Annotated in this window: 6 protein-coding genes; 2 read left to right on the top strand and 4 right to left on the bottom strand. The window is 69.3% G+C overall.

Annotated elements, in window-relative coordinates:
• Window positions 1–59: 59 nt before the first annotated feature.
• The 3 genes from QMX83_RS19850 to oleC form a co-directional block, all read right to left on the bottom strand.
• Complete coding sequence (locus QMX83_RS19850) at window positions 60–215, bottom strand: DUF1328 domain-containing protein (protein ID WP_282298366.1); 156 nt, start codon at window positions 213–215, stop codon at window positions 60–62.
• 61 nt (window positions 216–276) lie between these two features.
• Complete coding sequence (gene oleD, locus QMX83_RS19845; protein WP_282298365.1) at window positions 277–1,287, bottom strand: 2-alkyl-3-oxoalkanoate reductase; 1,011 nt, start codon at window positions 1,285–1,287, stop codon at window positions 277–279.
• A complete protein-coding gene (oleC, locus tag QMX83_RS19840) occupies window positions 1,284–2,939 on the bottom strand; it encodes an olefin beta-lactone synthetase (RefSeq protein ID WP_282298364.1) in 1,656 nt (551 codons plus the stop codon). The genes oleD and oleC overlap by 4 nt, the downstream gene beginning before the upstream one ends.
• A gap of 103 nt (window positions 2,940–3,042) precedes the next feature.
• Between oleC and QMX83_RS19835 the strand changes: the two genes are divergently transcribed.
• On the top strand, window positions 3,043–3,396 hold the full coding sequence (locus QMX83_RS19835; RefSeq protein WP_125360860.1) for a YkgJ family cysteine cluster protein: 354 nt from the start codon (window positions 3,043–3,045) through the stop codon (window positions 3,394–3,396).
• A 6-nt stretch (window positions 3,397–3,402) separates the two neighbouring features.
• On the opposite strand, the gene QMX83_RS19830 is transcribed toward QMX83_RS19835, so the two are convergent.
• Window positions 3,403–4,350, bottom strand: coding sequence for an AEC family transporter (locus QMX83_RS19830; protein WP_282298363.1), 948 nt, complete (start codon window positions 4,348–4,350; stop codon window positions 3,403–3,405).
• A 91-nt stretch (window positions 4,351–4,441) separates the two neighbouring features.
• Here QMX83_RS19830 and QMX83_RS19825 point away from each other — a divergent pair, with 91 nt between their 5' ends.
• Window positions 4,442–5,311 carry a LysR family transcriptional regulator gene (locus QMX83_RS19825; RefSeq protein WP_282298362.1) on the top strand — a complete coding sequence of 290 codons (870 nt, stop codon included), beginning with the start codon at window positions 4,442–4,444 and terminating at the stop codon, window positions 5,309–5,311.
• Window positions 5,312–5,372 lie beyond the last annotated feature (61 nt).

Below are 5,372 nucleotides of genomic sequence, written 5' to 3'. Positions count from 1 at the left end.
GTGCGGCGGGCAGGAGAGAGGTGCCCGCCGCACTGCCGTCAAGGCAGCTACTGCGGGTACTACGTACGCTTACGGAACATCGAGATAACGGCCAGGATCAGGAACACAACGAACAGGATCCAGGCGATGTTGCTGGCGGCACCGGCGATGCCGGAGAAACCGAGCACCGCCGCAATCAGGGCGATAACAAAGAAAACTACGGCGTAGTGCAGCATGTCGATCCTCGCGTGGTGCGTGCCGGATTGGCGTGCTGCCATAGTCTCGATTTGCCGGTGTTCAGCGAGTGACGGCAACCTCATCGCGCAATGAAGCCTTCAGCCTCGTGAGGCCTTCGTCAATGCTGACCTGTGGCACGTAACCGAAGTCGCGGCGCGCCGGCTCCATGCTGTACCAGTGCGGCGTGCACAGCTGCTCGGCAAGGAAACGGGTCATCGGCGGTTCGCCTGGCAGGCGCAGCAGCGGCCACAACCGCTCGGCCACCGCGCCGATCCGGTAAGCAGTCTTGAAGCTGATCGACTTCTCCACCGACGGGGCACCGGACGCGGCCAGCAGCTTGTTGAGCAGCTCGCGCATCGGCAGCGGTTCGCCGTTGGAAATGAAGTAGGCCTTGCCGGCGCAGGCGGCACCCGGGGCCAGGTGTTCGAACGCCTGGAAATGGGCCAACGCGGCATTGTCGATGTAGGTGGTGTCGACCAGATTGGTGCCGTCACCCACGAAGCGCAGGCGACCGGCCCGCGCGCGTTCGGCCAGGCGCGGCACCAGCTGCTGGTCGCCCGGACCCCAGATCAGGCGCGGGCGCAGGGCGACGGTCACCAGCTGCGCGTCGTTGGCGGCGAGCACGCGCTGCTCGGCGATCGCCTTGGTCGCCGCGTACGGGGCCTGGAAATTCTCGCCGTAGGGCACTTCGTCCGCGCCCAGGCCTTCCACCGGATGGGTGGCACGGTGGGTCACGCTGGGCGTGGAGGTGTAGACCAGCCGGCCGATACCGTTGGCGCGGCAGGCGGCAATCACGTTGTCGGTGCCCACCACGTTGGCCTTGTGGTAGCTGTCATAGCTGCCCCACGCGCCGGCTTTGGCGGCGTTGTGGAAGACCGCATCCACGCCGGCGACGGCGTGGCGCACGGCCTCGGCGTCGGCCAGGTCGCCGCGGATCTGGCCCACGCCCAGCGCTGCCAGCGACGGGTAGTGGCCGCGGTTGAAGCTGAGCACCTCGTGTCCGCGCTCGACCAGGCCACGGCACAGTGCCTGCCCAAGGAAACCACCACCACCGGTGACCAGAATCTTCATGCGTGTTGTTCCATGCGGGTTGCGGCCCAGACGGTCAGCTTTTCGCGACCGATCTTGGCGTTGTGACGGATGTCGACGGGGAAGCCGGGGTGCGGCAGGAAGTGTTCGATGCGCGCGGTGCCGGGATGCGCCAGCGCGTGTTCGCGCAGGCGCTGTCGCAACGCCGGCGAATCGGCCGTGCCCGGCGTGAGTTCGTAGCACAGCACCGGCACCTGCTGGCCGGATGCGCCCACGCCGACCAGCGCGGTGCGCGCGATGCCGTCGAGGGTGTTGAACACCGGCTCGACCTGCTCGGTGTACAGCGGCCCCTGCGCAGTCTCCAGACGCTGGGTCTTGCGTCCGCAGAACCACAACCGGCCCTGTTCGTCGAAGTAGCCGACGTCGCCCATGCGATGCACCACGCGGGTGCTGCCATCGGCGAGGGTCTCGCTGATCTTGGCAGCGGCAGTGGCCTGCGGTCGGTTGAAGTAGCTGTCGGTGGCCGTGGGGCCGGCCACGGTGATTTCGCCGACCACGCCGGTGGCCACTTCGCGCACCTGCGTCCACTGCGGCAGCGGCGCGTCGTCGATAGCAATGATGCGGACCTGGTTGGGTGCAACCACCCCCCCGACGCAGGTGCCGGCACCCTGCTCGGTCGCCTCGCGGGTACTTTCCAGCTCGCGGCCCTCGACCACCGCGACGGGCAGGCATTCGGTTGCGCCGTACGGAGTCCAGAACTGGGCCTCGTCGGGAAGCAGGCGGCGGAAGCGCGCAACCACGTCGGGCGGTACCGGCGCACCGGCCGAGGTCACCCGCCGCACCGTCGGCAGCGGCTGGCCGTGGTCGGCCAGCACCCGGATCAGCGCCGGCGAGCCGAACAGCTGGGTCACCCCGTACCGGGCAATGGCGTCGTGCAGCTTGCGCGGGTCGGCCTTGGCCGGGCGCGTGGGATCCATGTCCGGGATCACCGAAGTCAGGCCGAGTGCCGGGTCGAACAGCGCAAACGGCGGGAAGGTCGGCAGGTCCACCCCACCCGCTTCCATGCCGAAGGCCGAGCGCAGCAGATCGACCTGGCCGACAAAGTGCCGGTGGCGGTAGACCACGCCCTTGGGCACACCGGTGGAGCCGCTGGTGAACAGGATGGCGGCCACATCCTCGCCGTCGGTGGCGGCGATCGGCTGCGGCGCGCGGGTACCCGCGGCCTCCAGCTCGGCCAGGGTGGTGCCGCCCCAGCCCCAGCGGCGGCCGACGGTCACCAGGGTCTTCGCAGTCGGTGCCCAGCGCAGGACCAGGCGCGCCACATGGGCCAGGCCGATGCCGATGAACGCCTGCGGCTGGGCCTCGTCCAGGCACTGTTTCAGCGCGCGCTTGTCGATGCCGGGGTCGACCAGCACCGGCACCGCGCCGTTCTTGAACAGCGCGAACATCAGCAGGAAGAACTCCGGCGAGGGCCGCACCATCACCACCGCGCGCACGCCACGGCCGATGCCGTAGGCGGCCAGCCCGGCCGCCATGGCGTCACTGCGGGCATTGAGGGTGCGGTAATCCAGGGTCACGTCATAGCGCGCCATGCCCGTGGGGCCAGGCTTTCCCGGGCAGCGGATGGCGATCTGGTCGGGGCGTTCGCGGGCCAGTTCGGGCAGGCGCGCGGCGATGTTGGTGGGGCTGTTCATCCGTTCATTGTCGCCGCTGCAGAAAAATCTTGCGCGGCAGCCGCTGGCGTGGAAAATTCGCGCCCTTCCCCTCCCGCTCTCCGCCGCCCGAAGGCCGGCATCCATGGCCCATCCCTGCATGACCTGCGGCGCGTGCTGCACCCAGTACCGCGTGGCCTTCCACTGGATGGAGTCGGACGAAGTCACCCCTGGTGGCGTGCCGCATGAACTGACCGAAGTGCTGGATCCGCACCGGCTGTGCATGCGCGGCACCCACTCCAAGCCGGTGCGCTGCGTCGCACTGGACGCGGAGATCGGCGTCTATTCCCGCTGCAGCATCCACCCCAACCGGCCCAGCGTGTGCCGCGAGGTGGACGCCTCGTGGGAGTACGGCAAGGCCAGCCCGCAGTGTGACAAGGCGCGTATCGCCTTCGGCATGCCGGCGCTGACGCCGGCCGACTGGCCGCTCAAGGACTGAAGCCCGCTAACCGGCGCTCGGCCCCACCCAGGTCAGGTACAGGGTCAGGGTGAGCACCGACACCAGGGTGGTGCCCAGTACCGTGGCGGCGGTCGTGCCGGCCTCGCGGCGGTGGAACTCGGCCAGCATGAACGGACCGGTCCCGGTGGGCAGCGCGGCCAGCAGCACGGCGGCGTGGGTCAGCACCGGGTCGAGATGGAACACGTGGGTGGCGAGCAGCCAGACCAGCAGTGGCTGCAGCAGCAGCTTGGCGGTGCCCAACCCCAGTGCGGTGCGCCCGGTGCCTTCAGGCACGTTGCGTCGCTCGCCCAGGAACAGCCCCAGTGCGATCAACGCACACGGGGAAGCCGCGCCCCCCAGCAGTTTCAGGAAGGTCTGCACGGGAGCCGGCGGGTGCGTACCGGTGGCCATCAGCGGCAGCGCCAGCAGCGGGGCCAGCACCAGCGGGTTGCGCAGCAGCGCGCGCGTGACCTTCCACAGCAGGTGGTGCAGGCGCATTTCGCGCTGCAGGCCGGTTTCCACCAGCACGATGGCCAGCGCGAACAGCACGCACACGGTCAGCAGGGTCGCGACCAGGGTCGGGGTGAGCGCGGCGGTGCCGAGCACCGCCACCGCCAGGGGAAAGCCGATGAAGCCGGTGTTGGCATAGGCCGCATTGAGGCCGTCGATACTGGCGTCGGCCAATGGCTGGCCGCGACGGCGCTGCAGCAGGACGGTGCCGGCGAACACCAGCGCGGTACCGCCGCCGAAACTGAGCAGGAAGCCCGGGTTCCACAGCGCCTGCCAGTGGGCGTTGGCAACTACGTCGAACAGCAGCGCGGGCAGCGCCAGATAGACCACGAAGCGGTTCAGTTCGGAGGTGGAATGCGGGCCCAGCGCGCCGCTGCGGCGGGCCAGCCAGCCGGCGAAGATCAGGCCGAAGATCGGCAGCACGATAGCCAGCACGGACAACATGGGGGATTTCCTGGAAGCATGCGGTGCAGGCTACGCGCCGGCATCAATACCTTCCAATGCTTTTGGCGGCCTTCAGCGATACTCTTTGTGCATGATCGACATCCGTGCCCTGCAGTGCTTCCTGGCCGTGGCCGACACCCTGCACTTCGGGCGCGCCGCCGAACGCCTGCATATGACCCAGCCGCCGCTGAGCCGGCAGATTGCCGGGCTTGAGAAGGCGTTGGGGGTCACACTGCTGGAACGCGACTCGCGGCATGTGCGGCTCACTGCGGGCGGTGAGCGCTTTGCCCTGGACGCGCGCGGCGTGCTGGTCGGACTGGACCAGGCCTGCCGCAGCGCGCAGCAGGTGGCGGCCGGCGAACTCGGAGAGTTGCGCGTGGGCTTCATGATGCATGCCGCGCACAGCTCGGTACCGCCGCTGGCCCGGCGCTTTATCGCCGCCCACCCCCAGGTGCAGCTGCGCCTGCGCGAGGCGCTGCCATTGGCCCTGCTGCAAGGCGTGCGCGAAGGTGAGCTGGACGCGGGCATTGGGTTTGCCCCGGCGGAGCTGCACGGGCTGGCGCTGCAGCCGTTGTTCGAGGAGCCGCTGTGCGTGGCGCTGCCAGCCGCGCATCCGCTGGCGCGGCGGCGTCAGCTGCAGGTGGCGCAGCTGGCCGATGAGGCGTTGATCACCGCCCCTGCGGATGTGGTGCCGACGCTGCGCGAGGCGATTGAGGCCTGCTTTGCACGGGAAGGCCTGCGTCCGCAGATCCGGCTGGAAGTGCAGTTGCAGCAGAGCATCGTCAGCCTGGTCGGCGAAGGGCTGGGCGTGGCCCTGGTACCGGCGTCACTGCGCCGGCTGGGCGTGCCGGGAGTGGCGTTTGTGGCGTTGAAGGATGCGCCGCGGGTACAGCAGGTGGTGTTCTGGCGGGTGGGGAATGCCAATCCGGCACTGCCACATCTATTGGACGCAGCCCGGTAGCGCCGGCCGTTGGCCGGCCCTCATGAACGCATCCGGCAGATGCATGGGCCGGCCAACGGCC

The organism is Stenotrophomonas sp. PS02289 (assembly GCF_029960115.1).
GTDB lineage: Bacteria > Pseudomonadota > Gammaproteobacteria > Xanthomonadales > Xanthomonadaceae > Stenotrophomonas.
Note: the sequence above shows the minus strand (reverse complement) of the source record. Positions and strands in the feature narration are given on the sequence as shown.

What these genes read in the sequence shown, in the direction of transcription:
- QMX83_RS19850 (WP_282298366.1), bottom strand. Translation starts at nt 215, where the DNA reads ATGCTGCACTACGCCGTAGTTTTCTTTGTTATCGCCCTGATTGCGGCG.
- QMX83_RS19825 (WP_282298362.1), top strand. Translation starts at nt 4,442, where the DNA reads ATGATCGACATCCGTGCCCTGCAGTGCTTCCTGGCCGTGGCCGACACC.
- QMX83_RS19835 (WP_125360860.1), top strand. Translation starts at nt 3,043, where the DNA reads ATGGCCCATCCCTGCATGACCTGCGGCGCGTGCTGCACCCAGTACCGC.
- oleD (WP_282298365.1), bottom strand. Translation starts at nt 1,287, where the DNA reads ATGAAGATTCTGGTCACCGGTGGTGGTGGTTTCCTTGGGCAGGCACTG.
- oleC (WP_282298364.1), bottom strand. Translation starts at nt 2,939, where the DNA reads ATGAACAGCCCCACCAACATCGCCGCGCGCCTGCCCGAACTGGCCCGC.
- QMX83_RS19830 (WP_282298363.1), bottom strand. Translation starts at nt 4,350, where the DNA reads ATGTTGTCCGTGCTGGCTATCGTGCTGCCGATCTTCGGCCTGATCTTC.